22 protein-coding genes and 1 pseudogene are annotated in these 24,546 nt (G+C 70.2%); 10 read left to right on the plus strand and 13 right to left on the minus strand.

Annotation, left to right across the window (positions count from 1 at the left end; all coding sequences use genetic code 11):
• Positions 1 to 586: 586 nt before the first annotated feature.
• The gene (locus tag LE181_RS02480) at positions 587 to 1,153 is read left to right on the plus strand and encodes a hypothetical protein (RefSeq protein WP_225659208.1); all 567 of its coding nucleotides are present in this window, start codon (positions 587 to 589) and stop codon (positions 1,151 to 1,153) included.
• Between the two features lie 236 nt (positions 1,154 to 1,389).
• Entirely contained in the window at positions 1,390 to 2,175 is a 786-nt protein-coding gene (locus LE181_RS02485; protein WP_308103050.1) for a MerR family transcriptional regulator, read from the plus strand.
• Between the two features lie 905 nt (positions 2,176 to 3,080).
• Here LE181_RS02485 and LE181_RS02490 read toward each other — a convergent pair.
• The 6 genes from LE181_RS02490 to LE181_RS02515 all read right to left on the minus strand — a co-directional run bounded on the left by LE181_RS02490 (position 3,081) and on the right by LE181_RS02515 (position 6,633).
• Complete coding sequence (locus tag LE181_RS02490) at positions 3,081 to 3,170, minus strand: DUF1905 domain-containing protein (RefSeq protein WP_308103054.1); 90 nt, start codon at positions 3,168 to 3,170, stop codon at positions 3,081 to 3,083.
• 204 nt (positions 3,171 to 3,374) lie between these two features.
• The gene (locus LE181_RS02495) at positions 3,375 to 3,557 is read right to left on the minus strand and encodes a VOC family protein (RefSeq protein ID WP_225659210.1); all 183 of its coding nucleotides are present in this window, start codon (positions 3,555 to 3,557) and stop codon (positions 3,375 to 3,377) included.
• 85 nt (positions 3,558 to 3,642) lie between these two features.
• Positions 3,643 to 4,575: an oxidoreductase gene (locus tag LE181_RS02500; RefSeq protein WP_225659211.1), complete on the minus strand. Its 933-nt coding sequence runs from the start codon at positions 4,573 to 4,575 to the stop codon at positions 3,643 to 3,645.
• On the minus strand, positions 4,572 to 5,177 hold the full coding sequence (locus tag LE181_RS02505; RefSeq protein ID WP_225659212.1) for a TetR/AcrR family transcriptional regulator: 606 nt from the start codon (positions 5,175 to 5,177) through the stop codon (positions 4,572 to 4,574). Before LE181_RS02505 ends, LE181_RS02500 begins: the two co-directional genes overlap by 4 nt.
• The gene (locus tag LE181_RS02510) at positions 5,174 to 5,629 is read right to left on the minus strand and encodes an ester cyclase (protein ID WP_225659213.1); all 456 of its coding nucleotides are present in this window, start codon (positions 5,627 to 5,629) and stop codon (positions 5,174 to 5,176) included. The genes LE181_RS02505 and LE181_RS02510 overlap by 4 nt, the downstream gene beginning before the upstream one ends.
• Before the next feature lie 575 nt (positions 5,630 to 6,204).
• Entirely contained in the window at positions 6,205 to 6,633 is a 429-nt protein-coding gene (locus LE181_RS02515; RefSeq protein ID WP_225659214.1) for a cupin domain-containing protein, read from the minus strand.
• 601 nt (positions 6,634 to 7,234) lie between these two features.
• On the opposite strand from LE181_RS02515, the gene LE181_RS02520 reads away from it, so the two are divergent.
• Together LE181_RS02520 and LE181_RS02525 are read left to right on the plus strand one after the other, a co-directional pair.
• The gene (locus tag LE181_RS02520; RefSeq protein ID WP_225659215.1) at positions 7,235 to 7,474 is read left to right on the plus strand and encodes a hypothetical protein; all 240 of its coding nucleotides are present in this window, start codon (positions 7,235 to 7,237) and stop codon (positions 7,472 to 7,474) included.
• A 431-nt stretch (positions 7,475 to 7,905) separates the two neighbouring features.
• Entirely contained in the window at positions 7,906 to 8,835 is a 930-nt protein-coding gene (locus LE181_RS02525; protein ID WP_225659216.1) for an ADP-ribosylglycohydrolase family protein, read from the plus strand.
• Between the two features lie 80 nt (positions 8,836 to 8,915).
• On the opposite strand, the gene LE181_RS02530 is transcribed toward LE181_RS02525, so the two are convergent.
• Positions 8,916 to 9,470: a hypothetical protein gene (locus tag LE181_RS02530; protein WP_225659217.1), complete on the minus strand. Its 555-nt coding sequence runs from the start codon at positions 9,468 to 9,470 to the stop codon at positions 8,916 to 8,918.
• Positions 9,418 to 10,554: an ISL3 family transposase gene (locus LE181_RS02535; protein WP_225659218.1), complete on the minus strand. Its 1,137-nt coding sequence runs from the start codon at positions 10,552 to 10,554 to the stop codon at positions 9,418 to 9,420. Before LE181_RS02535 ends, LE181_RS02530 begins: the two co-directional genes overlap by 53 nt.
• 387 nt (positions 10,555 to 10,941) lie before the next feature.
• Here LE181_RS02535 and LE181_RS02540 point away from each other — a divergent pair, with 387 nt between their 5' ends.
• Together LE181_RS02540 and LE181_RS02545 are read left to right on the plus strand one after the other, a co-directional pair.
• A complete protein-coding gene (locus LE181_RS02540; protein WP_225659219.1) occupies positions 10,942 to 11,433 on the plus strand; it encodes a DUF2975 domain-containing protein in 492 nt (163 codons plus the stop codon).
• Positions 11,433 to 11,654, plus strand: a complete 222-nt coding sequence (locus LE181_RS02545; protein WP_225659220.1) for a helix-turn-helix domain-containing protein — start codon at positions 11,433 to 11,435, stop codon at positions 11,652 to 11,654. Before LE181_RS02540 ends, LE181_RS02545 begins: the two co-directional genes overlap by 1 nt.
• A gap of 74 nt (positions 11,655 to 11,728) precedes the next feature.
• Here the strand turns inward: LE181_RS02545 and LE181_RS02550 are convergent, their stop codons facing one another.
• Both LE181_RS02550 and LE181_RS02555 read right to left on the minus strand, forming a co-directional pair.
• Positions 11,729 to 12,391, minus strand: coding sequence for a response regulator (locus LE181_RS02550; RefSeq protein WP_225659221.1), 663 nt, complete (start codon positions 12,389 to 12,391; stop codon positions 11,729 to 11,731).
• The gene (locus tag LE181_RS02555) at positions 12,388 to 13,539 is read right to left on the minus strand and encodes a sensor histidine kinase (protein ID WP_225659222.1); all 1,152 of its coding nucleotides are present in this window, start codon (positions 13,537 to 13,539) and stop codon (positions 12,388 to 12,390) included. Before LE181_RS02555 ends, LE181_RS02550 begins: the two co-directional genes overlap by 4 nt.
• 294 nt (positions 13,540 to 13,833) lie before the next feature.
• Between LE181_RS02555 and LE181_RS02560 the strand changes: the two genes are divergently transcribed.
• From LE181_RS02560 to LE181_RS02575, 4 genes and pseudogenes are all read left to right on the plus strand, one after another.
• On the plus strand, positions 13,834 to 15,300 hold the full coding sequence (locus tag LE181_RS02560; RefSeq protein ID WP_443742916.1) for an alpha/beta hydrolase family protein: 1,467 nt from the start codon (positions 13,834 to 13,836) through the stop codon (positions 15,298 to 15,300).
• A gap of 28 nt (positions 15,301 to 15,328) precedes the next feature.
• A pseudogene (locus LE181_RS02565) lies at positions 15,329 to 15,620 on the plus strand (transposase); the annotation flags it as partial.
• Between the two features lie 168 nt (positions 15,621 to 15,788).
• Positions 15,789 to 19,718, plus strand: a complete 3,930-nt coding sequence (locus LE181_RS02570; protein ID WP_225659224.1) for a WD40 repeat domain-containing protein — start codon at positions 15,789 to 15,791, stop codon at positions 19,716 to 19,718.
• Positions 19,719 to 20,364: 646 nt separating this feature from the next.
• Positions 20,365 to 21,405, plus strand: coding sequence for a vWA domain-containing protein (locus LE181_RS02575; RefSeq protein ID WP_225659225.1), 1,041 nt, complete (start codon positions 20,365 to 20,367; stop codon positions 21,403 to 21,405).
• Positions 21,406 to 21,493: 88 nt separating this feature from the next.
• Here LE181_RS02575 and LE181_RS02580 read toward each other — a convergent pair whose 3' ends face one another.
• The 3 genes from LE181_RS02580 to LE181_RS02590 form a co-directional block, all read right to left on the minus strand.
• Complete coding sequence (locus LE181_RS02580) at positions 21,494 to 21,910, minus strand: contact-dependent growth inhibition system immunity protein (protein WP_225659226.1); 417 nt, start codon at positions 21,908 to 21,910, stop codon at positions 21,494 to 21,496.
• 427 nt (positions 21,911 to 22,337) lie between these two features.
• Positions 22,338 to 22,940, minus strand: a complete 603-nt coding sequence (locus LE181_RS02585; RefSeq protein WP_225659227.1) for a GNAT family N-acetyltransferase — start codon at positions 22,938 to 22,940, stop codon at positions 22,338 to 22,340.
• Between the two features lie 674 nt (positions 22,941 to 23,614).
• Positions 23,615 to 24,070, minus strand: coding sequence for a hypothetical protein (locus LE181_RS02590; protein WP_225659228.1), 456 nt, complete (start codon positions 24,068 to 24,070; stop codon positions 23,615 to 23,617).
• Between the last annotated feature and the right edge of the window lie 476 nt (positions 24,071 to 24,546).

Below are 24,546 nucleotides of genomic sequence, written 5' to 3' on the forward strand. Positions count from 1 at the left end.
CATCAGCAGTCGCTCCTGCTGACGCTCCGCGCGCATTCCGCTTCGCGTGCGTGATGCCTGCGGCCTCCGGTGCCCGGGTGAAGTCTGAGTACGGGCGCGCGTGCGCCTGCAGGAAGGGACCCGGCGAGAGTGACTCTCGGCGGGCCGCACGATGTGCGCGGTGGCATCTGCGAGCGTGGGCACCCTGCTCGACGGGGCCGCCGTCCGAGCCGCCCACCTCGGTGGCGATCCAGCCCTCCGCATCCGACGTCAGCACGGCCCGCGCCCAGCGCCTGGAGGCCCACGGCACCACCTGGTCCTTCCAGCGGACCGCTACACCTGCACGCTCCCCACCGGGATCGGTCACCACCCGGCTGGCGCGCTGCGGGAGCTGGACGGTACAACGACGTGGACGGTCTGCTGGGGCTGCTGCTGGGCAAGGAGGCGTTCGCCCGCTTCCCGGACCACGACGTGACACCGTGCACCGGATCGGCGCCCGCACCGAGCAAGGGTGACCAACGAACCAGCCTTCTCGCCGAAGGCCGAGTACTGAGGCGAGGCCGGGCTGTCTGACGGCACCGCCCACCGCCTTGCGACACTGGACACCATGGACAAGATCAACCTGCCGCACCAAGGCTGGCGTCGCGCCAGCGTGCCGGTCAGCCACGCGCCCGACGGCACGGCGACCATCCTGGAGTTACAGGGCAACGTCCTGTCGTCGTACTTCGTTTACGGACTCGTCGACACCCTTGACCGGCTGCAGCAGGGGGACATGCTCTGCACCCTCAACAACTCCCGCCAGCGCGTACGCGCGGTCGTCCCCAAGGCGTACACCCATGTGAAGCTCCGTGCCCCTTCAGGAGGGGGCGGCGGCCTCCTGCGCTGGAAGCTGGGATTCCGACCGTCCACCACCTGCGCCGAGCTCAGCGATGCGGCACACGGCAAGCACCCCGACGTCCTGCAATACCGCGGACCGGCCGTGAAAGCGAGGTTCGAGGTCCATAAAGGTGGCTACGCGTACCTCCACCATCGCTCCTCCGACGGCGGAAAACAGCAGCTGGAGTACGTGTCCCTGGGACCGTACAGGGGCACGGTCGAGATCCCCGGGCCCGGGCTGATCGAGGTGGACTGCCTCACCGCCTGGTCACTCACCCTCACCCCCCTACAGGGGTAGTTGATTCTGTTCACGCGAAAAGTCAGCACTTCGACACTGGTTCGGGAGGCACCACGCCGTCCGGACCGGACGAGAACGCTCACGAGTTTCGGCAGCGTCGGGTTCTGCCAGCACGGCCGATCGTGATCACTGACCGCTGTCGCCGATCGGCGCGACCTGGAAGCCTGAGAGTCCGGCTTGAAGCTGCCGCAGCGGAAGCCTCTACCGTTCTGAACAGGGCCGGAGATTCCGGCCCTGTGAAGCAATCCGTGGGGGCGGCGACGGCCTGGCCGACAGCGGAGGTCGCCCGGATGTCGGGTGTGACGGCCCGGACACTGCGGCACTACGACGAGATCGGCCTGCTGCCGCCGGCCTGGATCGGCACCAACGGCCACCGCTACTACGAGGAGCGCCACCTGCTGCGGCTGCAGCAGGTCCTCGTGCTGCGGGAGCTGGGCCTGGGACTGCCTGAAATCGGCCGGATCCTGGCCGCGCAGGTCGACGAGCTGGAGGCCCTGCGGGGCCACCACCGTCGGCTGCTCGCCGAGCGCGACCGGCTGGATGCCCTGGCCGGCACCGTCTCCCGCACGATCACCGAACTGGAACAGTCCAGGAAGGACGGCACCGACATGATCAGCATCAGCCGGCCGGAAAATCTGTTCGAGGGCATCGGGCCCGCCCGGTGCATGAAGGTCCTGAGCGACTTCCCGGAGCTGGTCGGGGCCGCCGAACGCCGCACCTCGGCATTGAGCAAGGCCGAGATCGAGGCCGACGAGCGCGAGCGCACGGCGCAGATGATCCGGCTGGCCGAGCTGCTGGCCACCGGTAGGCCCGCCGGCGCCGATGAGGTGCAGGCCGAGATTGACACCCAGTACCGGACGCTGGCCCGGATCCGGGCAGCCACCGCCGAGGAGTACTGCGCGATCGGGCGTACCTGCGTGGAGAACGAGCACTGGCGCGCGGCGTACGAGTCGATCGCGCCGGGCCTGGCCGCGTACCAGCGGGCCGCCATCGAGGCCTACGCCGCAACCCGGCTGCGCTGAACCGGGAAGGGGCCGCCGCCACGGGGGTGTGGCGGCCCCTGTTCGCACCCGGGAGTCTGGACACACGCCTCCCCCCGGGTCATCGGCTCCGTACCTTCCCTGCCCTGTGCCACTGAACCTGAACCGACTGCCATCGACGAGGGGCTCAACGCCCTTTGTCAGTGGAGTGCGCTTTCCTGTCCGTCATGGAGCTCACGCAATCGATGCTGAACGAACTGCTGGAACAGATCGCCACCCCGAGCGGATCCCTGCGCCTGTCGCCGGACACCGACCCGCACATGCTCGTGGACAGGCTGGCCGACCGATACGGGGCAGGACGGATCCTGGTCCTGGACGGCTCCACGGACCCGACCGTGGACGAGTCCCGTGGCGCGGCTCTTCTCACTGCCCTCGGGGCCGGGGCGAGACGATCCAGGCCTGGGCCTACGGAGGTCAGTGGATCGGCGCCGGGACCGCGCGGGACGCGCAAGGGGTCGCCCGGCCCGTGCTGGCGGCCGCACCGCGACGAGTACAGCTGCCGAGCCCAGGGGGGACCGGCCGGGACGAGGACTGGGTTGAGCGGCTTATCGCCATCACCGCCTGGGCCTCTCCCCCACAGCAGCCGGACGTCGACTGGGCGCAGATCGAGGCAGAGGTGGGCACGCCCCTTCCCAGCGACTACCAATGCATGGTGGAGACGTTCGGGGAAGGCGCCTTCGATGGATACCTCGTGGACCTCCGCGAGAGGCAAGGTTGTCGTACGCGGCGCGGGCGACGGGGTCGTCGCCCAGGGCTCGGGCGAAGTCCGCAGGCTCGACGACGACGCCCGGCTCAGTGCCGAGCTCCAGCTCGACCTCGACCTCCTCGCCGATCGCGACATCCACGGCCCGCCGGTTGGCGTTGCTGAGGCCGAGCAGGTGGCGGCCTCACATGATGGCGACCCTGCTCTTCCAGGAATGCCCGTTGACCGTGATGGTCACTGGCGGCCGCGCGCCCCCGCCGAGCGCCGCTACCACCTCGGGCGGAACTTCCAGGCCCCGCAATAGGCTCCAGTGGCTCGACGCGGGCCCAAAACTTCATGATCTTTCTCCTGTTGTTCTGCCGGCTCGCCGCGGATCCGGCTCACTTTGGATCCGGCCCGCCCGGCTCCGATCGCCGCTCCCGCGTCCCACACCGGACCATCGCCGTGTCCTGGACGGCTGTGAGGCAGAAGACCGCGGCTACTCGGCGTAGGGCTGGTCGGTTCCCGGGGCGCTGCAGCCGAGACTCCAGAGATAGCCGTCCGGGTCGGCGAAGGTGCCGCCGTACCCGCCCCACGGCAGAGCACCGGCGGAATTCAGGATCGTGGCGCCGGCGTCCACGGCGGCGCCGACGAAGCCGTCGACGGTGGCCGGCCCGGACACCGTGACCGCGACTCACCGTAGGCGGCCCCGGGGGGCCACCGCCCGGTACTGCCGGGGGGCGGCGGCGTGGTGCGGGGCCGGTCGGTCAGTTGGTGAAGTCGTAACGGACTCCTGTGAGCTGCTCCGACAGGTCCCACAGGCGGCGGGCGGCCTCGGGATCCGTGGCGGACTCGGCCGGCTGTACGAGGGTGGGGTGGCCCTTCGCCTCGTTACGTCCGTCGGGTCCGATGAACTGCCCGCCCCTGGCATGCGGGGAAGCCGCCGCGTAGAGCTGGTTGAGCGCGCCGGTCTCGACGTCCTGGGCGACGAGGCGGTTGGTGACCTTGAGGATGGCCTTGAGCAGCCCGGTCGGCCCGGAGGACTGGAGGTTCGTGGCCGAGTAGCCGGGGTGGGCCAGGACGCTGCGGACCTGGACGGCGCTCGTACGCAGTCGCCGGTCCAGTTCGAGGCCGAACAGCACGTTGGCGTACTTGGACTGGGCGTAGAACCCGCGCGGTGAGTAGGACCGTTCGCCGTCGAGGTCGTCGTAGTGGATGGCTCCGTTCTTGTGGAGGGTCGACGTGACCGTCACCACGCGCGGGTCGCTTCCGGTCCGCAGCCGCTCCAGCAGCAGGCCGGTCAGTGCGAAGTGCCCCAGGTGGTTGGTGCCGAACTGGGACTCGAACCCCTGCTTGGTGAGCGTGCGCGGCGGCATCATGATCCCCGCGTTGTTGACGAGTACGTCCACGGGCGTGTCGAGGGCGTCGGCGAACGCGTGGACCGAGTCCAGGTCGGTCAGGTCCAGGGCGCGCAGCTCCACGGTGGGCTCGGTGAGTTCGCCGCGGAGCCTGTCCAGCGCGGCTCTGCCTTTGTCCGCGTTGCGTGCGGTGAGGATGACGTGGGCGCCGCGGCGGGCGAGTTCTCGCGCGGTGACGTAGCCCAGGCCGCTGTTGGCACCGGTCACGATGACGGTGCGGCCGGTCTGGTCCGGGATGTCGTCCGCCGTCCAGCGGGCGGGGACGGCGAGAGCGGTGGTCATCGGGCGTCTCCTCTTGGTTGCTGCGGGGTGCGGAGGAGGTCGTCGACGCTTGCCGCCAGCAGCCGGTGCAGGTGGGCGCGGTCGACGGGGAGTTTGCGGATGGCGTGCAGAGCGGCGAGGCCGTGCGCGGTGGCCCAGATACGGGCGATGCGGTCGTCGTTGGGGTCCGCGATCCCCAGGGCGTCCGCGATCACGGCGCCGACCGCGTTGCCCTCGGTGACGGTGTCGGCGGCGGGCACGTGGACGCCGCCGAGGCCGTACATCACCTGGTAGACGTCCGGCTCGTCGAGCGCGAAGTCCAAGTAGGCGGCCGCTGCGGCCTGGACCGACGTGCCGCCGGAGCGCATGGCGCCGGCGAGCCGGACGAAGCCGTCCTTGACGAAGGCCAGCAGGATGTCGTCCCGGCCCTTGAAGTAGCGGTAGGCGTAGTTGGCGGAGTAGCCGATCCGGTCGGCCAGGCGACGCATGCTCACCGCTTCCCAGCCCTCGGTGCGGGCCAGCTCACGAGCGGCTTGCAGGATCTCGGCCCGCGTTTCGGCGCGTTCCCGCTCCCGGCGCTGCCGGGACTTGGAGGGCTCGGGCTCCTGCCCGGGGGGCGTCATGACGCGTCGCCCTCTTCCCGGCTCGGCGCGCCGGCGGGTGCGCCGGGCGTGTTCATCGGTGCGAGCAGGCCCAGCTGGGTGAAGAACTCGAGGGTGTTGAGCTCGTCCCAGTGCTCGACCGCCATGCCGTCCCGTACCCGCCAGATGTCCAGCGACCGCATCTCCACCGGCCGACCGGTGGGCTCTTCGCCGAGCAGCGACCCGAGGTGGGTGGCACGGTAGGTGAACCTGCCGACCACACGGTCTCCGTCGACCAGGACGTCCTCGAGGGTCACACGGGTGTCGGGGAAGGCGGCGAACCAGCGGCCCCAGAAGGCCCGGTTGGCCTCGCGGCCGTCCTCGACGTACGGGTTGTGGTTGACGTAGTCCTCGGCCACGAAGCCGTCCACGGCATCGGGGTCGTGACCGTTCATCAATGCGGCGAACGCGTGCGCGACAGTCTGCTGAGACATCGGATCCTCCGGTCGTCGATGTGGTTACACCGTACACGGTGTGTACGGTGTAACCAATAGTGGATGCGATCTTGAGGCCGCCGCCAATACCCCTCCGCACCTGCAAGCGAGATCGCGACGGAAGGCCACAAGGTCACCCGGCATCAAACCGGCCGACTTCCACCACCTCCGGCGCGATGTCAGCACTCGCGGCACAGCGCAGCTGCCACCGGACGTCCGCGGGGAGGCGACCGGACGTGCGGGCCAGCGGGGCGAGACCGGAGGTCTCCTCCCTGCGCGAGCGCCGCCGGGCCTGTACGCGTGGGAGTAGTTGAGGTGCAGGAGGTACCGGTGAGATTGATCTTGCTCGGGCCCCTCCCCATGCCCTGGCGACGGCGGACACCACGGCCTGCAGAACGGCCCTCCGAAGCCGGAAACAACAGGGCGGAGTTTCGCCTGCGAACCACCCCGGCCGTCAGTGAGGGTCGAGGTTGCGGACCGCTTGAAGAGCTGCGTGGGGAGTCCACTGCAGCCCTAGGGGCGGCGTGGGGTTCGTCAGGCGCCGTTCGTTCATGGCACCCCGAGTTGGCCGTTTGTTACGAGGCCACTGTGCTGGTCGCTGAGCCGAAGGAATGGCTGTGACCAGCGGTGACACCGCCCTCATCGATCACCTTGTAGCCGGGGACAGAAGGCCAGCGGACCGTCAGCACCACAGACTCTTCCTCCGCGAACCAGGAGTGGTCAACGCCCCGGCCCCACACGACGTAATTCCCCTGCCGGGCCAGGAGAACACTGCGTCCAGGCAGCTCCACCCGGAAGCGCCCGCTGATGAGGACCAGCAGCGCGGTGCGCTCTTCGCCCGTCACCCACTGCCCCCGCTCATCGCCCTGCGGGTGGACGCCCCATTTGATCTCCACGGCCTCGCTGTGCCGAGGGTCGGAGGCGTCCTTGAAATGCCCCAGCAGCCACCCCCGGTCCAGCGCCGCGTCGCTGCCCGCATTGCCCACATACACACTGTCAGTCATGGCTCCGGAAGGTAGCAGCCGACCTCAACACTCACAGCAACAACAACCACCACTTTCGCAACACGCCCAAATTCCAGCGACGAAACCGTCAGGCGGCTCCTTCCCCCCATCAGCCTCGCGCCGGAGCAAGCGCGTCGCGAGCCCGTCGACAGGCACCTGGCCGCCGGGGGCCAGCTGCAGATGGGCCGTGGCGAACTCGCCCAAGAGGCACCTGGACGAACGATGCACAGGTCGGACGGCTTGGGGGACTGAATCGGGCGGTGCTCATCGGCATCATCGAGCGACCGGATTCCCCCAGGGGAACGTCCCCGGCCGCGCCGGTGGCGGCGCGGCCTCGGACAGGGCAGGCGGCCCGCGCAGAACCATCTGAAGCACCTACACCCGTCCAGCGTTCATCATCGGCGCAGCGTGATCGAATCCGCTCCTGGCACAATTCCCTGCTCAAGCAGACTACTGTGTGCCATTTGTGCCGGCCCGGTACCCCGTAGCCACTGCGGAAACCGCCAGCTGTGCCGCTGAACGTATTCGCCGGCCATTGCAAGCGGACTCGAACAGTCCACTCCACGTCAATGCCCGCGTTCTCGAAGGGAGCCCGGTAACCGTGACCGACCGGTCCGTCCTGCGTTACGCCGACCAGATCACAGCCGCCGATGTCGACGCCCTGGAGACATTCCTGTCCGCCCGGGTCCGTCCGCTGATTCCCGGACTGCCGGACGGCGACGCTCCTCGTGCCGCCCGCGGCTTCGCCACAGCGCTCACCGCACTGGCCGGGTCACTGCGCCACAATGTCCTCCACCAGCTGCCGGACGAGGAACCCGAGCGCTCTCGCCGTGCGCTGTAGGTCTGGAACATCTTGTGCATGATGGCCGCGCCCTGGTGTGACGCCGAGGGGTACGACCATCTTCGGTGGAGGCGGTTGGCATACGCGAGTGCCGCAGACGAGCAAGACTGGATGACCGTGGAGGAATGCCGGTAACAACCGGGGTGGAGCGCGTCGTCGACGCCGAGCCCGGCCTTCACCCAGCCCGCCGGCTGCGCCGCGCTGGACCTGATGGGCGAGCGCCTTAATTCGGCTGACCGTCTGTGTTGAGACTGGGCTTGGTTCCTTCCGGGCGCTGCAGCTGTCCGTTCCTTGTGCCTGGTGTAGTGCGCTGGTCGCCGAGCGCTTTGTTGGCCGCGTTGCTGAGGTCGAGGACGCTGCCGGAGGCGAGAGAGACGAAGAAGGAACAGCGCATCGCGCAGCCGTCGGCCCCGCACAGATAATCTGCGCTGATGAAGCGGATTCAGCGGGCCGCCGGCGCGGTCGTCGGCTCAGCGGTGGGTGATGCCCTGGGCGGCCCCTTCGAGTTCGGTCCCCAGGGGGCCTTCACCGCGCGCTTTCCCACGCCGGGTGCCGGTGGCGAGATGAGCGGAGGCGGTGGCTGGGACCCGGGCGAGGCCACTGACGACACGCAGATGGCCGTCCTCGTCGCGGAGTCCCTGCTGGAGCGGGGCGAATTGGATCTGCCGGATATCTTCGCCCGCTTCCGGCGGTGGGCGGCATCAGAGCCCAAGGACATCGGCTTGCAGACCGAAGACGTCCTGACCAACGGCATGCCCTGGGATCTCGCCGCCGCGACCCATTTCCAGGTCAACCAGCGAGCAGCGGGAAACGGCTCCTTGATGCGGGCCTCGACCTCCGCGGTCCACTTCGCGCCCGCCGGCCAAGAAGCCACCATGGACGCGGCCCGCCGCATCGCTGCCCTTACTCACGGCGACCGCGCGGCCTGGGAAGGCACCGCGATCTTCCACGAACTCATCCGCATCACGCTCGGGGACAACGACCCCCTCGCCGCGCTCCCGGACATCCTGGCTCTTGTCCATCCCGACCACCACGAGCGCTACGCCACAGTCCTCGCCGCCGACTGGCACCCCGATCAAGCCACCGAGTTCAACGGCGCCGTCTGGCCCTGCCTGGGCTCCGCCGTCTGGGCCCTGCGTACCACCACCGGCTTCGAAGACGCGATACGCGCGGCAATCGACCTCGGCGGTGACACAGACACCGTCGCCGCGGTGACCGGATGCATCGCAGGGGCGTACTACGGGCTGGACGCGATCCCCGCCCGCTGGACCCAGCCGCTCCATGTTCCCCTCCCGGGATTCGAGGGGCGGGTGCTGCACCTGGCAGATCTGCTCCACCTCGCACACCGCCTCGGAGGCTGAACCTCGACGCCGCCCTCGGCCGTTGATGGGGATCTTGGTTATGGCTCTGACCGCGATTGGTTGAAGGCCGCGGTAGGACCTCAGCGCTGGAGGTATGGGTGATCGCCGTCGAGCTCGCTCCGCGCCGCCTCCATGAAGGCATAGCGACTGTCACGCTTCGCGGGAGACTGGCTGTTCGTAGCGGCGTCGCGCATGTACTGGTGCAGCGCCTCGGTGTAGTTGTGGGCGCTTTGCGCTGTCTCGTGCGAGCAGGTCAGCTCGACCGACTTCTTCGCCAACCACAAGTCGTGCAATTGCTCGTCTTCGGGGGCATCGGTGGTCGGCAGTCCGAGATTCCTGCGGTCCAGCACCAGCTCGACCCGCTGTGCAGCAGCCAGAAATCCGAGGATGGCGTCCTTGCGCTCGTGATACCGCGCGTCCGCTCGACGCTGCTGATCACGTTGAACCTCGAAGCGCGTCGCCAGATGCTGGCCAACGAGAGTGCCCAGCGTCCCCAGAAGGACGCCGACCAAGGCGAGAACTGTCCCGCCAGCAGCTCCATCCATGCTCACAGCTTGCTCGACGACGGCCAGCTCCTCAAAGTCATGGCCGGACGAGAACCCGGGTCCGGAGGAGCCGGAAAGAGGGTCGGCCATACATTGCTCTCTTGAGCGTTTTCACCCGGTTGACGTGGCCTTCGACCACACCTGAGCTCCAGGGCACGGTGAGGCCGGCGGTGACGGCGTCGAGGTCGTGGCGGAGGAAGCCGGCGAAGCCGCTCATGGGTTTCGGGGCGTCCTGCTCGGCCTGGTGGATCCACTCCCCCAGGAAGTGTCGACACTGGTGGCGGACGAGGTCGGCGAAGGTGCGGGCGAGGTCGCAGGCCCGGGCGATGTCCGGGCAGGCGAGCCGGACCTGACGCAGCCGCTCCTCCTGGCTCTCGGTGAGTCTCTCGTGGGGCCGCATGATCCATGAGGTGATCTTGCGGAGCTTGGGGATGTCTGTGCGGATCGGTTCGGCGGTGCCTTCCCGACAGGTCTTCTCCACCGCGGCCGGCAAATTCTGAGGCAGATGCCACCTGCCGGCGACCTCCAGGGCGCCAGGAGCGGCTTCCTTGACCTCGCGGGTGTAGGCGGTGGCCCGGTCCCGGCAGATGATCTCGGCTCCGGGATGCTTTCGCAGCCGGGCAGCGAACGTCTCCGAGGTGCGGTCGGGCAGCACGTCCACGACCTGCCCGGCTTCGACGTCGACCAGGATCGTGCCGTAGGTGGGGCCTTTGCGGAACGCGAACTCGTCGACGCCCAGCACTCGCGGAGCCCGATCCGGCACCGGTGGTGCCTCCAGCAGGTCCAGCAGCCGGGTCCGTCCTGCGGCCGGCCGTAATCGTTGGCAGAGTCGTTCGTCGGCGCGGCCGCCGAGTTCGGCCGCGATGGTCCGCAGCCACCCCTTCAGCCCGATGCTGGAGCGGCGGTATCGCTCGGTCAGGCCGTCGACCTGCTCGGCGAATGCCTTCCGCGAACAGTTCCTCCGGTCGCAGAAGTACCTCCGGACCCGCAGCCGCACGACGACGCGTTGGTCGTTCGGAGAGCCGTCGCTGGTATGAGCTGTGCACCCGGCTGGCACGGTGCCAGCAGTCCGGGCACCGGCTCGGCCGGCTCGTGGACACCGCCTCCACCGCGAGCCCGTCCGGAGCCCGACTGACGCGTTCCACTCGCACACCCAGCCCGGCGAACAGCACATCCTTGACCACGTCGACCGTCACAGAGGACAACACTCCGAAGAAACGATCTTGCGTTCCCGTCGCCGACCTGGGGATTCACGGAACTCCGGTCAGAGCCGCGGGGGTCACCCGGGTGGTACGGCGGGGCCGTGCGGGTGGGGCCATCCCTGCTTGCGCAGGGAGCAGGCTGCGTGGCCCCAGTACCGGGAGTCCAGCGCTACAAAGGGGGCCGGGCAGGACACAGCCGGATGACGTCCGACTTGTGACTGAGCGAGGTCGGCCCCGCAAGAGCGAACACCTTCGCATGGCGCCATGGTGCGAAACCGCCGCCCGTCCCCCGACCCAGACCTTGCTCCACCTATCGATATTCGATAGATTCCCATCGTAGGTCGATGGAATGGTGGGTCATGGGAAAGCTGACAGTGCGCGCGCTGCGCGCCGTGCTCGGGGTCGTACTCACCGGCACCGTGTGCGTACAAGCATTGATGATGTGGGCATTGGTCAGCGGGAGCGACCCGGAGGACGGCTCGCTCCCGCTGACCCCGCTGCGCGTGATCACCATCCTGGGCATCGGCACGGCCCAGGTCGCCCTGGTCTGTGTATGGCGACTGGTAACGATGGTGCGACGCGGAACCGTGTTCTCCCACGCCGCCTTCCGGTACGTGGACGTCATCATCGGCGCGATCGTTGCGGCTGCTCTCGTGTGGTTCACGGTCACGGCCCTCAACGCGCCCGGCCAGCGGGACGACCCGGGCGTCACCCTCATCATGGGCGGGATCGGCGTGGCCATCCTGGGAGTCGCGCTCATCGTGCTCCTGCTGCGGATGCTGCTCGCCCAGGCCGTCGCCCGCGACGTGGAAGCGGCCCAGATGCAGGCCGAGTTGGACGAAGTGATCTGATGCCGATCGTCGTCCACATCGACGTGATGCTGGCCAGGCGGAAGATGTCCGTGGGCGAGCTCGCAGAACGCGTGGGGATCACACCCGCCAACCTGGCAGTACTCAAGAACGGCCGTGCCAAGGCAGTACGCTTTGCAACGCTCGCTGCGCTCTGCGAGGCGCTCAAGTGCCAGCCAGGCGACCTGCTGCGCTGGGAGGCCGAGGACACCACGGGCGAATGAACCCGATCGCTGTGGAGGTCGCGCGCTGAAGCGCGTCGTGCCTCCCCCACCGGCGCCACCGCCCTCAGCCGGCGTCAGGCCGGGGGGACCAGGCGGTTGTCGTGGGCGAAGACCACGGCCTGGATCCGGTCGCGGAGTTCCAGCTTGAGCAGGATCCGCCCCAGATGGGACTTCACGGTCGCCTCCGCGAGGTACAGGGCGGCCGCGATCTCGGTGTTGGACAGGCCGCGACCGACCTCGACGAGCACCTCGCGCTCCCGGGCGCTGAGCCGGTCCAGCCGCTCGTCGCGGACGGCGGTGCCCCCGTCGGCCAGGTGCGGACGGAAGTCCTCCAGCAGGCGCCGGGTGATCCGCGGGGAGAGCACCGCGTCGCCCGCCGCGACGTTGCGGATCGCGGTGAGCAGTTCCTCGGGCCGGGTGTTCTTCAGCAGGAAGCCCGAGGCCCCGGCGGCGAGCGCGGCGAAGGCGTACGCGTCCAGGTCGAAGGTGGTCAGGATCAGCACCCTGCTCCCCGGGGAGACCTCGACGACCTGCCGGGTCGCCTCGATCCCGTCCGTCCCGGGCATCCGGACGTCCATCAGTACGACGTCGGGCCGCAGCTCCCGGGCGAGGCGGACGGCCTGGGCGCCGTCCGCGGCCTCGCCGACCGGCGCCATGTCGGGCTGGGCCTCCAGGACCGTGCCGAAGGCCATCCGGAGCAGTGCCTCGTCGTCGGCGATCACGATGCGGATCGTCATGCGGCGTCCGTTCCGCCGCTGTTGAGCAGGAGCCGGGTCCGCACGCCCCAGCCGCCGCCCGGAAGCGGTCCGGCCCGCAGCGTCCCCCCGTAGGCGGCCGCGCGCTCGCGCATGCCGGGGATGCCGTGGCCGGACGCGGCGGCGGGAAGCGCCGGCCGGGGGCCGCTGTCGGTGACCTCCACGCCGACGCTCCCGGACGAGCACTCGACCAGGACCGTCGCGCGGGTACCGGCGGGGGTGTGCTTGAGGGTGTTGGTCAACGCTTCCTGCACCAGGCGGTAGACGGTGAGTTGTGCGATGGCCGGCACATGGGCGTGGCCGCCGCGGACCTCCAGGCAGGTCGGCAGCCCGGCGGCGGCCAGCTGGTCGGCGAGCGCCTCCAACTGGGCGATGCCGGGCAGCGGGTGGCGCTCGGCGTCCGGCTCGTCCGCCCGCAGGACGCCCAACGAACGCCGCATGTCGGTGAGGGCCTGCCGGCCCGTCTCGGAGATCTGCAGCATCGCCGCGGTGGCCCGGTCCGGGGACCTGTGCTGCGCGTAGACGGCGGCGTCGGTGAGCGCGACCATGACGGACAGGTTGTGGGTGACGATGTCGTGCATCTCGCGGGTGATCCGGGCCCGCTCCTCGGCGACGGCCAGCAGCGCCTGCTGCTCCTGGTGCAGCGCCAGTCGTTCGGCCCGCTCCTGCACGGCGGCGAGGTAGGCCCGGCCGGTCCGTACGTTCACCCCGAGGACGGCGGCGGCGACCACCATCGCGGAGAGCGCGACGAACGGGGTCAGGAACGCGCCGTCCGGTGCCCAGCGCAGGCAGGCCAGCACGGCCCCGCCCTCCACGACGGCGGCGGCGAGCAGCGTGCCGCGCCGGCCCGTGTGCGCGGCCGCCGTGTACAGGGCCACCAGCAGGGCGATGTCCGCGGGCAGTTGGACGTCGACCAGCCACTGGACGAAGGCCGCGGCCACCACGGCGGCGAACACCGCGAGCGGGGCCCGGCGCCGCCACACCAGGGGCAGCGCCAGGGCGGCGGTGAGCGCCGCCGCCACCGGCAGCTCCCGGGCCGGGTACGTGGTCACGACGTTGAGCAGGAGCAGCGCCGGCAGCACCGAGTCCCACACCAGGGGCGGTATCCGGTCCCGGTGGCGCACCGTCACACCTCTTTGCCGATCGGTCGTCGTGGCGGCCCGGCCGGGGACGCCACCGCGTACAGCCGCAGCCTAGGCCGCGGGTCCGCCCCGCACATGAGCCCGGCGTCGGAGCGCACCGGGGCGGGGTACGACCACAGGAGGAGAGCCGCCACCTCCCGCGGTCGCAGGCCGGCCGCCGGTCGGGGGTGCCCGGTTGCCACTGCGGTCGCACCGCAGCCCGCACCGGTTGCGACCCCGGTCGCAGTCGGCGGCGACCCGGGGCCGATGCGGCGGCGCGGACCCGGCGCCGAGCATGGCCGGGTGACCGAAACCATCCCGGGGCTGTTCCTGTCCCTTCCGGAAGTCCTCGTCCTGCTGGGCGCCGTCGCGCTGCTGGTGGCGCGCTGGCTCCCCCCGGCCGCCCGCCGGCCCGGCACCGTCGCGGCCGGGGCGGTCCTCCTGCCGTCGGCGATCGTGCTGGGCATCGTGGGGATCCGCTGGCAGATGCTGCCGGTCCTGGCCGGCGCCGCCGTCGCCTCGGCGTTCTCCCTCCCGCCCCTGCTGCGGCGCCGTACCGGCCGGCCGGCGCGGCGGGCCCGCTGGTGGCTGGCCCTGCCGGGATCGCTGGCCTGCGCCGGCCTGATCGCCACCGGCCCGGTGGCCGCCTGGGCCTTCCCCGTGCCCGTCTTCCCCGAGCCGACGGGCGACTTCGCGATCGGCACCCGGGTGGTGCAGTGGACCGACCCGCTCCGCCCCGAGAGCTTCACCGCCGATCCGGACGACCGGCGCACGGTCGTGGTCCAGCTCTGGTACCCGGCACAGAAGAGCCCTGCAAGCGTCCCCCGGGCCCAGTACCTGGGTCGCACCAAGGACGAGGCGCGGACCGTCTCCGAGGCCCTCGCCGACGGGGTCGGCCTGCCCGGTTTCCTGGTCGACGGCGTCCCGAGGGCCCGCAGCCGCGCGGTCGTCGACGCCCCGGTGGCCGGCGACGGAGAGCGGCTCCCGGTCGTCCTCTTCTCCCCGGGGTCGGGCGGGGTGCGAACCCAGAACACCGCCTGGGCGGAGGAGCTGGCCAGCCACGGCTACCTGGTCGCCGCCCTCGACCACCCGTACGACTCCGCCGTCGTCGTCCTCGCCGACGGCCGCACGATCCGCGCCACCACCGCCTCCACCGGGGACCGCGACAGGGACGAGGAGCTGGCCGCCGGCTGGACCGCCGTCCGGGCCGCCGACCTCGGCTTCGTCCTCACCCAGCTGGAGCGACTGGACCGCGGTGAGAGCGCCGACCCGCTGACCGGACGCCTGGACACCGGCCGCGCCGCGGTGACCGGCCACTCCCTGGGCGGAGCCGCCGCCCTGCAAGCAGCCAGGAAGGACCGCCGGTTCGACGCCGTCGTCGACCTGGACGGCTACCCCCACGGCCCCACCACGCCCGCCCTGCAGCAGCCGACGCTCGCGCTCACCCAGGAGATCACCGCCGGCACCGACCCGCGCTACCTGCCCCGGCTCACCGAGGCCCTGGAGCACAGCACCGCGACGAGCTACCGGCTCGCCGTCCCCGGCGCCGGGCACCTCACCTTCATGGACGGCCCGCTCTATCTGCCGCCGGTGCCCTCGATCGTCGGCACCCTGGGCCGCACCGAGAGCCCGCGCGTCGTCGCCGCGGCCACCCTCGCCTTTCTGGACGCCACCCTGCGGGGCCGCCCCGGCGACCCGGCCGACACCCTCCGGGCCTACGGCACGGTCTCGTCATCACGGGCCCGGGGAACCGCGACGCCGACCCCGTGATCGGCCCTGCGCGCGTGCGTCGATTGATCTGCTCGTTCTTCCCGGTACGGGGCGGGGAGAACGCGGTGATCTGTCGGACGCGGAGTGGAAACGGTTGCGGCCGTTCCTGCCGGTGAGTCACGGTCGGTGCGGGCGGTGGCCTGATCACCGGCAGGTGATCGACGGGATTCTGCACCGGGTCCGGACCCGGGTGCACCGGCGCGATCTGTCTTGAGCGGTTCGGGCCGTGGAAGACGGTCTATGAGCGCCCTCGGTTGTGGTCGGCCGACGGCACCCGGGAACGTCTGCTGCAGCAGGTCCAGGCCGCGGCCGACGCGGCCGACGGCCACGATTCACGCTTCGTCAACAGCACGAAGCGGCTGAAAGCGCATACACCCCTCGGTCTCCGTCTTCAACACCCGATGAGATGATTCCTACCCAGTGTCAGCAGGTGTGCACTCAGCAGTAGATGCGCGACCGCCCCGGTTATCAGGAAAGGCCATGAGACAGTGATAAATGGGGCAACGCCCTGCGGTGACGCCGATGGGGTCCTGGCTGCCGAGCCGGCTCAACCCGGTGAGCAGCTGCGGCGACTGCGGCGCGAACGGGGAGTCTCGCTCCTGCAGCTGTCGCAGCTCGCCTTCTACAGCAAGGGGTACCTGAGCCGGGTCGAGAACTGCGAGAAACCGCTCACCCTGGGGCTGGCCCAGGCATGTGACCAGGCACTCGGCACCGACGGCGCACTCGAACGCCTCGCGCGGGCAACGGAGGCCAAATCGTCCCGCGGGCCCCATTCACCGAACACCGGTGTCTGCCCGTACCGCGGGCTGTCCTCCTTCGGCCCCGACGAGGCGCAGTGGTTCTTCGGGCGAGAGGAAAGCGTCGCCGATCTCGTGGCACGGCTGGCCGAACGGCTCACGGGGCGTGAGAGAGGGCCACTGATGGTCGTGGCTCCGTCCGGGGCCGGCAAGTCATCACTGCTGCGGGCGGGGCTGCTTCCGGCGATCGCGCGAGGTGCACTGCCGGCGCGGGGTTCGTCTGCGTGGCCGACGGCGGTCCTCACCCCGGGCGAGCGCCCTTGGGGGACGCTGCTGGTTCAGCTGGCGGCCATGAGCGGCATTGCGCAGCCTGTCCTGGCCGACGCGTGGGAGAAGAGCCCGGAGTCATTCGTGGAGGCGGTGAGATCCGGGCTGCGCCTACCGCACGGGGACGATTGCGAGGGTGGCAGCGGCGCGGCCCACGGCGGCGCGAGCGATGTGTTGACCGCTGGGCATCCCCTGGCGGGCGGGGGTTCCGGGGGCGAGATCGGGCTCGTGCTCGTGGTCGACCAGTTCGAGGAGACTTTCACTCTTTGCCAGGATGACGAGGAGCGAGCCGCCTTCGTCACCGCGCTGTCGACGTTGTCGGCCGACGTCGCACCCCTCGCCCTGGTCGTGCTCGGAGTACGAGCGGACTTCTACCACCGCTGCCTCGCCTTCCCCGGCCTGGCACTCTCGCTGCAACGAGGGCACGTGGCCCTGGCACCGATGAACGAGGGGCAGCTTCGCGATGTCATCACCGGTCCGGCGCAGCGGGCCGGGCTGGCCGTCGAACCTGGGCTGGTGGAGATCCTCCTGCGCGACGCGGGACTGACGCCCGGCGCCCCGGGGCGCGGTGGTTCGCTGCGTGCCGGTGCCCTTCCGCTCCTGTCCCATGCCTTGCTGTGTACGTGGCAGCACCGCGACGGGGCGTCCCTGACGGTGGCCGGCTATCAGTCGACCGGGGGCATATCGGGTGCCGTGGCGTCCACGGCGGAACGTGCCTACCTTTCCCTGGCCTCTCCTCGTCAGGAGGTTGCCCGCCGCGTTCTCCTGCAGCTGGTGAATGTCGCCGGCGAGCGGGTGACGAGTCGGCCCGCACGACGGGCGGACCTCCTGGATCCGGAAGCGGACGCCGGCGCTGAGGACACGGCCGCCGTGCTTGAGGTGTTCACCGGTGCGAGACTGCTCACCCACGACGCCGACCGGGTGGAGCTGGCCCACGAGGTGTTGCTGTGCACATGGCCCCGGCTGCGCCGCTGGGTCGACGACGACCGCGCCGGCCTTCACCTCCACCAGCGGCTGGCCGAGGCTGCCTCCGCATGGGAGGAGGAAGGCCGTGACGGCGGACTGCTCTACCGCGGCGCCCGTCTGGCCGCCGCGAAGGAGTGGGCGACCGCTCCGGGGCGCCACACCACGATCAGCACCGCGGCACGAGCGTTCCTGGACGCCAGCATCCGTCACGACGACGTGAAGAGGCGGGCGAGGAAGCGCCGACTGACGCGTCTGAGGACGCTGGCGTCGGTCCTCGCCGTGCTGCTCGTGCTGGCCCTGACCGCCGGCACCGTGGCCTTCCAGCAGTGGCAGTCCGCCCGGAACAACCATCGTCTCGCCCTGTCGCGGGAATCGGCTGCGAGAGCGGAGCTGCTCGCCCGGGAGTCCCCCGAGGCCGCGATGCTCTCGGCGCTCACGGCCTACCGTCACGCACCCACCGTCGAAGCCCGCAGCAGCCTGCTGAGCACGTACGCCCGTCACCGATCCGACGACCTCAATGGCCACCGGGCCACCGTCAACACCGTCGCCTACTCCCCCGACGGGCGCACCCTGGCCACCGGAAGCGACGACCACACGGTGAAGCTGTGGGAGGCCGGCTCGGGCAAAGCCCTGGCCACCTTCCGGGGACACACCGACAGCGTCAACGCGCTCGCGTTCTCCCCCGACGGACGGACGCTCGCCTCCGTCAGTCACGACCGCAGCGCCAAGCTGTGGGACGTCGCGACGCACAAGACGCTGGCCACCCTCCTGGGCCACCAGGGCGCCGTCCTCAGCGTGGCGTTCAGCCCCGACGGACGCACCGTGGCCACCGCCGGCCACGACCGCACCATCAGGCTGTGGGACGTGGCGACACACCGGCAGACGGCCGCACTCACCGGGCACACCCAGCAAGTGATGGGCCTCGCCTTCTCCCCCGACAACCGGACGCTGGCCAGCGCGTGCAACGACCACACCGTCAAACTGTGGGACACCGCCGCCTCGAAGGAGTCAGCGACGCTGGAAGGACATACCGACGCGGTGATGTCCGCGGCCTTTTCACCGGACGGCCGGACGCTGGTCACCGCCGGCGTGGACCACACCGCACGCCTGTGGGACATCACCACCGCTCGTCCGCTCGCCACGCTCACCGGCCACACCGGGACAGTGGCACGCGCCGCGTTCTTCCCCGACGGCCGCACTGTGGCGACTGCGGGCCACGACCGCACCGTACGCCTGTGGGACACCGCCACCGGGGAGACGACCGCCACCCTCGCCGGCGACCAGCCCCTCAATGGGCTGGACATCAGCCCCGACGGCCAGCGACTCGCCACGGTGTCGGCGAAGCCATACGAGCCCGGCGTCGGCGAGCGCACCTCCGGTCCCGGGCCCGACGCCGGCATCTGGGATGTGGCTGACCGCCGGATGACGACCGCTCTGGGCACCTCCCAGACACCCTTGCAGGTGGCGTTCGCTCCCGACCGCCGAACACTGGCCATCGGCGACGCCGACGGCACGGTAAGCCTCTGGGACGCCAGTGGACGCCAGCTCCTGGCCACTCTCACGGGGCACACCGAGGCCATCACCGGGCTGGCGTTCACCCCCGACAGCCGGACACTCGCCAGCGCCAGCACGGACCGCACCGTACGGCTGTGGAACGTCGCCTCCCGGCGCGCGGAAGCCACCCTCACCGGCCACGAAGGTGCCGTCCTCGCCCTGGCCTTCAGCTCCGACGGCCGTCACTTGGCCACGGCGGGCGCGGACCGTACGACACGTCTGTGGGACACCCGCTCGCCTCGGCCGGACGCCGTGCTCAGCAGGGACACCGACAACACGGTCACCCTTGCCTTCAGCCCGGACGGCCGCACCTTGGCCACTGGCAGCCTCAACGGCTCGGTAAGGCTGCTGGACATGGCCTCCCGCCATGTGGTCGCCGTCTTTCCCGGACAGTCGGCCACCACCTGGGCGGTGGCGTTCAGCCCCGACGGCCGACTCCTGGCCACCGCAGGATCCAACGGGGACATACGTCTGTGGGACACCGCCACCCACCACCGGACCGAGACCCTTACAGGCCACACGGGAGTCATCAAGGCCCTGGCATTCTCGTCCGACGGCCGCACCTTGGCCAGCGGCAGCGCCGACCGTACGGTCCGCCTGTGGAGCACCGGCACTCACCGGACCATCGCCACCCTGACGGGCCATGACGACACCGTCGTCTCCCTCGCCTTCCTGTCCGACGGTCGTACGCTCGCCACGGCGAGCCTGGACCGCACCAGTCGCCTGTGGGAACTCGCACCGGACGACGTCGCAGGCCGCATCTGTGCCCTGAGCACCACCCAGGAGTGGCACACCCTCATCGCCGATCTGCCCCCTGGGGCACCCTGCCCGTGACACCCCGCAGCCGGTCCGCCCGGGCAGGCGCGTACCGGCTGCCCGCGCAGGCAGAACGAGGCTGAACAAGCAGGCCGTCAGCCCATCATCGGGGTACCCGTTCCCGGCTTCATGGTCTTCTCCGCCATGGGCACCTGGAGCTCACCGCTCTTGTCGTAGCCGGCCAGCCGATAGTGACGAGCAGCAGGCCGTCCAGCAGCCGCCCATCAGCCCTGCGTATGCCCCGGTAGCGGGCCCGCCGAGCTCGCGGCATGGGTCCGCCGCCTTCAGAGCGTTCGGGCTCGCTGCCCTTGACGGCCGGGTTCAGGGTGCGGGGGTCAACAGCCTGCGGCCGCCCATACATGGCGGGCATGCCGCGGGTGTGGGCAGGTCCGGCCGGGAGCAGCTGTGAGGGCTGCGGGAGCCGGGCTTGGGAGGGGGCAGGTCACGGCCGCCTCGCCGATGAATCTGCCGGGTGCAGCGGTGCACGCAGATGCCTCGGGCTGTGACGGTGCCCGGGGGCTCGTGCGGCCTCCTGGTGGCGTCCGGGCTGGTCCGGGCTACGGCTCCTGGGCGGGCGGGCGCTTCATGCGGTCCTGAGCCGGGGTCGATTGTCAGTGGTGGGTGAGACGGTAGGAGCACCGAGTCGGAAAGAGGGGGAACGGTCATGTCCGTATGCCAGAACTACATCAATCACGTTGCTCTTGTGCTGGATGCCAGTTCGTCCATGTCACGCCTGAGCCGGAAGGTCATCGAAGTCGCCGACCAGCAGATTGCCTATCTGGCACGCCGGTCGGAGGAACTGGACCAGGAGACCCGCGTGACGGTGTATGTCTTCGCGGACCAGGTGGAGTGCGTCATTTACGACAAGGACGTGCTGCGGATGCCGTCCTTGAAGCAGCTGTACCGGGTCGGTGGGATGACGGCCCTGCTTGCGGCCACGCTGAAGTCGCAGCGGGAGCTGGCGCAGACGGCTCAGCTCTACGGCGATCACAGCTTCCTGACGTTCGTGCTGACCGACGGGCAGGAGAACGCAAGTCATCGCTGCGTGGATGCCCCTGCCGGAAATCCGCGTGAACTGGTGCAGGCTGTGGCCACGATGATCGCGGAGCAGGAGGACAACTGGACGCTGGCGGTTCTTGTACCGGACCAGATGGGCAAGCGCGAGGCCATGCAGTGTGGTTTCCCGAAGGACAACATCGCCGTCTGGGATGCTACGAGCACGCAGGGCCTGGAGGAGGCCGGGCAGGTGATCCGGCAGGCCACCGAAAAATTCATGGCGGGGCGTGCACAGGGCATCCGGGGATCGCGTGCAGTGTTCTCCACGGCTGCAGAGGCGGTCAACAAGAAAACCATCGAGGCAGCCGGTCTCACCCCGGTGGATCCGTCGGAGTACCAGCTGATTCCAGTGGCTCGTGACGCGGCGATCCGGGACTGGGTCATCGAATGCGGGCATGCTTACCGTACGGGTTGTGCGTTCTATCAGCTCAGCAAGTCGGAGAAGATCCAGGCGCGGAAGCAGATTGCGGTGCTGGAGAAGAAGACGGACCGGGTGTATACGGGGCCGGAGGCCCGGGCCCTGCTCGGGCTGCCGGACGTGGAAGTCCGGGTCAGGCCGGACCACAACGACGACTTCACGATCTTCGTGCAGAGCACGAGTGTGAACCGGAAGCTGGTACCGAACACGCGGCTGCTACTGATGAACTGATGCCTTGGGTGCCGTCGCCGGTCCGGCAGGCGGGGCGTTGTTGAGCGGATCCCTCACCGGCTTCTTCTTCGTCCGGTCAGCAAGGTGATCAGACGGGGCGCCCGGCGAAGCGGGCCAGTTCCTCGGCTGCGCCGCCTGGCAGTCCGGCGACCGCTGCCTCCGGCAGACTCGTGACCACCGTGCGCAGCCGCTCGCGGAGGTCCGGCAGCACCACCCAGGCGGAGGCAGGGGCTTCGACGGCCGCGAGCAGCAGGTCTCCCTCGTAGAAGTACGCGTCCAGCAGTGGTTCGTCGGTCAGCAGGCGCACTGCGAGGGGAAGGACGTACGGCAGGGCCACCTGCTGCGAGATGAGTGTGCGCAGGTCGGCCGGTCTGAGTTCTCGCAGCGGTATGCACCGCAACTGGTGCACCGTGCGGACCAGGTGGGTCGCATCGGCAGCCGGAGCCGTCCAGCGGGGCGGGTCCAGTTCGTCGAGGGTGCGGTCGAGGTGCAGCAGATTGTCCATAGGTGCATTCTCAGCCCTGGGACCTCATTCGTCCGGCCGCCCGGCCTCCGCCCTGGTGGCAGGAGTGCCGGATGCGGGGTGGGGGGCGGCGGGCCGGCGGCGACAGCGACGGCCGCGCTCCGAGAGAGCTCGACGTCCACGGTCCCAGCGGCTACGGCCGCGTCCTGGACAGCGCAGACGTCACCGCCGGCAGGAGTCCCGCGGTGGCGCGGCACATCGTCGGCCGGGCCCCCGGCCACCGGCCACCGGCCACCGGCCACCGGCCACCGGCCACCGGCCACCGGCCACCGGCCACCGGCGCGAGAACGGCCCGTCAGGCGCTTCGTGCGGGCATCCGCTTCTGTCGGCGATGGCGGCGGAGGTGGTGGTGGTGTTCTGGTCGGGGCGGTGCAGATCGCGGGGGCGGCGATGGCCGGGTTTGGTCCTGCTAGTGGGTGTTTGCGCGTGCCTGCCGCCACATTGACCAGAGGGTCGGGCCGCCTCCGGGTACGTGGATCTCGTCCCGCACGGTGAAGCCGAAGCGCTCGTAGAAGCCGATGTTCGCTTGCTTCGATGATTCGAGGTATGCCGGCAGCCCAGCCGCATCCGCCCTGGCCAGACCTGAAAGGAGCAGGGCAGCGCCGTGGCCGGCGCCCTGGGCTGCCGAGTCGGCGCCGAGTACCGCCAGGTACCAGTGGGGTTCCTGGGGAGTTGCTTTGCCGACCAGTTCCAGCATTTCTCCCAGCCGGGCCGCGTGCTCGCCCAGCAGCCCGCTGATACGGGCCAGCGTCGCCTCGTCAGGGTGCTGCTCGGCAATGCCGGGCGGTGTCCAGAAGGCCGCTGCCGCGGTCGTGCGTTCACAGTGGCCCAGCGGGCCGTACTTGTGCGTGAGCATGATGTCGAACCACTGGGCGAGACGGTCGTCGCGCCCTTCTTCATCAGGGAAGAGCCACAGCATCATCGGATCGTCCGCGAAAGCGCGGGCCAGGATGCGGGTGATGTCAGAGGTGTCGCCAGGCTCGATGGGCCTGGGGGTGTTCGGTGACTGCATGCGGTCAACGTAGGTTCCACGATCCTTTTGGTGCATCGGTCATTCTGCCGATTACCCAGGCACCCTCCGGTGCCGGCCGTTCAGAACCCCGGTCGCCGGCCGTTGCAGAAGTGCGTGGGGACCGCGCAGATGCTGTTCCTGGCCGGGCAGCGCGGTCAAGACCGAGGCAGCGGCTGACTGCGAAAGCGGGCCGCCACTGGCCTGCGCCGTGCCGGGCCGGTTCGTATTGGGGCCGCCGGGCTGGTCCAGCGGCACCGTCGATTCGCATCGGGCCGCTGGATCTGATCTCCGGTCTGTCCGGTCGAGCGTGAGCATCCTCCCGGCGGCGCCGAACATTCCCCCGGAGAACCTGCTCCTCGTCGCGGACCCCCGATGATGGCGCAGGAGACGGCCGGCCCCCGCAGCAGCAGCCGGTCGGCGGCGGTCTGCACCATGGCATTGCGGGCCGATGCCCGGCGGGACGGCGCCAAGCCGTGTGCCGGCGCCGCCGTATGGCCGGGGCCAGCTGATGTGCGGGGGTCCGCTGCACCGCGGGCGTGTGCGGCGCAGGGCCGGTGGTCGACGCCGTCAGGGCTCGCGGCGGGCTGCGGCAGCCGCGTTCGCTGTGCCGCACGGGACCGGGAAAGGCGGAGCAGAGGTGAGAACGCCGGGAGAGAGGCGCATCAATCATCGTCTTATCCCGGCAGGCCCGGGTTCAAGGTCCTGCGCAGACTCTGGAAGGAAAGGTCACCGAGGAGCGGTGACAGGGGTGAGCGCCGGTGCCAGAGCTCGTCGAACCGGTGCAGCTGTGCCCTCAGCTCGCGTGCTCCGCGGCGTGAGAGCGCCTGCATGATCATGTCGAGGAGGATGCGGGCCTCAAGAGGATCGCCGCAGCAGTCGTACAGGCAGGCGTGCTCGTCGTGGTGTGTGAGGTCGCGCAGGGGAAGGCGTACGTGGTCCTTCCACAGCCTCACAGCCTGGCCGGCGTCGCCCGGGTGGAGATAGGCGCGGGTGCGTTCGAGGCGGGAGATCTCCGCCAGCGTCCGCGCGGACAGGCCGTCGATGACGACGGACGGGCTGTTGTACGGGGCGTACGGTCGGCGCCGGCGTGCACGCGCGGCGCGGACCTGGTCAGGGCGCCTACGCGGCATGGCCCTTTCGGTTGATCGGCATGCCGGGCAGGATGCCACGTCCGGGCGTCAGCCCGCACCGGAATTTCCCCCTTCCTGCTGATGCGGGGTGGCGACGGTACGGCATCCGTCGGCCATCCAAGGCATCGGCAGGGCGCAGGGGCCGGATCCCGGTGGCGCCACCGAGGGCGCACGCATCATCATCCCGGCGTTCCCTCAGCCCGGGGAGGAGCCCCCTGGCAAGGGCCGCCTCCGCCTCGTGCGCGCCGCTCGTTGCTGCGCCGCGCGCACCAGGCCACCGGGCACCGGACCGAGGCGGCCTTCGGCCACCCGTGACCGGCGACACTCCCCCACAACCGCTCCGATAGCATGTTCGGCCTCACAAGCATCGCCCTCATCGCCCGTCCCGCACCGGAAAACCATGCCGTCCAGCACGATGAGTAACCCATTTAGCCAATATCCAGCAAATCGGCCAAACAATTGATATCTATATCATC

Origin of the sequence: Streptomyces sichuanensis (genome assembly GCF_020328095.1) — a bacterium.
Taxonomy (GTDB): Bacteria; Actinomycetota; Actinomycetes; order Streptomycetales; family Streptomycetaceae; genus Streptomyces; species Streptomyces cinnamoneus.

What these genes read in the sequence shown, in the direction of transcription:
- LE181_RS02480 (WP_225659208.1), top strand. Translation starts at nt 587, where the DNA reads ATGGACAAGATCAACCTGCCGCACCAAGGCTGGCGTCGCGCCAGCGTG.
- LE181_RS02500 (WP_225659211.1), bottom strand. Translation starts at nt 4,575, where the DNA reads ATGACCACCGCTCTCGCCGTCCCCGCCCGCTGGACGGCGGACGACATC.
- LE181_RS02505 (WP_225659212.1), bottom strand. Translation starts at nt 5,177, where the DNA reads ATGACGCCCCCCGGGCAGGAGCCCGAGCCCTCCAAGTCCCGGCAGCGC.
- LE181_RS02510 (WP_225659213.1), bottom strand. Translation starts at nt 5,629, where the DNA reads ATGTCTCAGCAGACTGTCGCGCACGCGTTCGCCGCATTGATGAACGGT.
- LE181_RS02515 (WP_225659214.1), bottom strand. Translation starts at nt 6,633, where the DNA reads ATGACTGACAGTGTGTATGTGGGCAATGCGGGCAGCGACGCGGCGCTG.
- LE181_RS02525 (WP_225659216.1), top strand. Translation starts at nt 7,906, where the DNA reads ATGAAGCGGATTCAGCGGGCCGCCGGCGCGGTCGTCGGCTCAGCGGTG.
- LE181_RS02530 (WP_225659217.1), bottom strand. Translation starts at nt 9,470, where the DNA reads ATGGCCGACCCTCTTTCCGGCTCCTCCGGACCCGGGTTCTCGTCCGGC.
- LE181_RS02535 (WP_225659218.1), bottom strand. Translation starts at nt 10,554, where the DNA reads ATGTGCTGTTCGCCGGGCTGGGTGTGCGAGTGGAACGCGTCAGTCGGG.
- LE181_RS02540 (WP_225659219.1), top strand. Translation starts at nt 10,942, where the DNA reads ATGGGAAAGCTGACAGTGCGCGCGCTGCGCGCCGTGCTCGGGGTCGTA.
- LE181_RS02545 (WP_225659220.1), top strand. Translation starts at nt 11,433, where the DNA reads ATGCCGATCGTCGTCCACATCGACGTGATGCTGGCCAGGCGGAAGATG.
- LE181_RS02550 (WP_225659221.1), bottom strand. Translation starts at nt 12,391, where the DNA reads ATGACGATCCGCATCGTGATCGCCGACGACGAGGCACTGCTCCGGATG.
- LE181_RS02575 (WP_225659225.1), top strand. Translation starts at nt 20,365, where the DNA reads ATGTCCGTATGCCAGAACTACATCAATCACGTTGCTCTTGTGCTGGAT.
- LE181_RS02580 (WP_225659226.1), bottom strand. Translation starts at nt 21,910, where the DNA reads ATGGACAATCTGCTGCACCTCGACCGCACCCTCGACGAACTGGACCCG.
- LE181_RS02585 (WP_225659227.1), bottom strand. Translation starts at nt 22,940, where the DNA reads ATGCAGTCACCGAACACCCCCAGGCCCATCGAGCCTGGCGACACCTCT.
- LE181_RS02590 (WP_225659228.1), bottom strand. Translation starts at nt 24,070, where the DNA reads ATGCCGCGTAGGCGCCCTGACCAGGTCCGCGCCGCGCGTGCACGCCGG.